At 66.6% G+C, this 1791-nt stretch carries 3 protein-coding genes; all 3 read right to left on the reverse strand.

Annotation, left to right across the window (positions count from 1 at the left end):
• Positions 1-602: NAD(P)-dependent oxidoreductase (locus ACRDUX_RS12515; RefSeq protein ID WP_526414337.1), on the reverse strand; the 602-nt coding region annotated here is incomplete at its 3' end.
• Positions 599-1360: an SDR family oxidoreductase gene (locus tag ACRDUX_RS12520; RefSeq protein WP_526414339.1), complete on the reverse strand. Its 762-nt coding sequence runs from the start codon at positions 1358-1360 to the stop codon at positions 599-601. The genes ACRDUX_RS12515 and ACRDUX_RS12520, both read right to left, overlap by 4 nt.
• Positions 1361-1370: 10 nt before the next feature.
• A partial coding sequence (locus tag ACRDUX_RS12525; RefSeq protein WP_526414341.1) for an aldehyde dehydrogenase family protein occupies positions 1371-1791 on the reverse strand: 421 nt, incomplete at its 5' end.

Below are 1791 nucleotides of genomic sequence, written 5' to 3' on the forward strand. Positions count from 1 at the left end.
AGCTTCTGCAGGTCGATGCCAGCCGCCTCCGCCAGCTTCGATGCCTCGCACGCAGCGGCGAAACCGATGTAGGTCAGCATGTTTCTGGCCAGCTTCATCCGGGTACCCGCTCCCGGCTCGCCGGCGCGGACCACCATCGACGCCCACTGCTTGAACACGGGTTTGACCTTCTCGTACGCGTCGTCGTCCGCCCCGACCATGACGGCCAACTCGCCCTTGGCCGCCGCGCCGGCGCCACCGCTCACGGGCGCATCGACGACGTGAATCCCCTTGGGATGCAACTGGTCGGCGAGCTCGGCGGCCGTGGTGGGCTCGATCGTCGAGTGGATCGCGATCACCGTGCCAGGCTTGGCGTGGGCGGCGAGTTCGGTGACGACGGTGCGGACCTGCTCGTCGGTCAGCACGGTCACGCTGATCACGTCGGCGACGGCCACGTCAGCGACGCTGTCCGCCAGGTTGGCGCCGGCTTCGGCGAGCGGGGTCATCGACTCGGCGCGGACGTCGAAGACGATCAGTCCACCGGGCCAGTCGACGAGCCGCTTCGCCATCGGCGCGCCCTGGTTCCCCAGCCCGATGTACCCCAGCTTCAAATCGGTGCTCATCGGATGATCTGGCCTCCGTCGACGTTGAAGATCTGCCCCGTGATCCACTTCGCTTGATCCGAAAGCAGGAACAGGCACATACCGGTCAGATCGTCTACCTCACCCATGCGCGACAACGGAATTCCCTTGACGATGTCGGCGACCATCTCCTGCGGCGTCGTCGTCCGGTTGGCCTCGGTGTCGATGGGCCCCGGCGCGATGGCGTTGATCCGGATGTTCTGTCCGCCGAGTTCGGTGGCCAACTGCTGGGTCAGGCCATTGATGCCGACCTTGGCCAGACCGTAGAAGTTCGAGTACAGCCACGCCGCGGTGGAGGACTGGTTGACGATGGCGCCGCCGCCACGCTTGGCCATCTTGCGGTAGACGGCACGGGTACACAGCAGCGCGCCGTCCATGTTCACGCTCATGAACTTCTTGTAGTAGTCCCAGTCGACGGTGACCAGAAAGTCGAGCTTCATCCCGCCGAAGATCGCGGCGTTGTTCACCAGGTAGTCGATACCGCCGAACTCGGAAAGGGTCTGCGCGGCCATCTCCTTCGCAGAATCGGGATCGCTGACGTCCACCCGCACGGCGAGCGCGGTGCCGCCCTCCCCATTGATCCCGTCGGCCACCTTCTGGGCACCCTCGACGTTGATGTCGGCGACGACGACGGCCGCGCCCTCACGCGCCAGCGCCTCCGCGTACGCCTGGCCGATGCCACCACCGGCACCGGTGACGATCGCCACCTTCTCCTTGAACTGATCGCCGTACAGTCCCACTGGTATCTCCTTAATTCGCTAGCGTGGCAATCGCCTTGGTCTCGAGGTACTCCTCGAAGCCAGCGAGCCCCATCTCCCGGCCGATCCCGGATTGCTTGTAGCCCCCGAACGGCATGTCCGCCGAGTACCAGACGCCGCCGTTGATGTTGACCGTGCCGACGCGCAGCCGTGCGGCTATCCCCGCGGCACGCTCGTCGTCGCCCGAGAACACCGTGCCGGACAGGCCGTACGGCGAGTCGTTCGCGATGCGGACCGCGTCGTCGTCCCCGTCGTGCGCGATGACCGTCAGCACGGGTCCGAAGATCTCTTCCCGCGCGACCTTCGCGCCGTTGTCGAGGCCGGCGATCACGGTGGGCTCGATGAAGAACCCCTTGTCGCGGTCGGCCGGCCGGCCACCACCGCAGGCGAACCGGCCGCCCGCGGCGATCGCC

The sequence above is a fragment of the Mycobacterium sp. genome (assembly GCF_050701675.1).
Taxonomy (GTDB): Bacteria; Actinomycetota; Actinomycetes; order Mycobacteriales; family Mycobacteriaceae; genus Mycobacterium.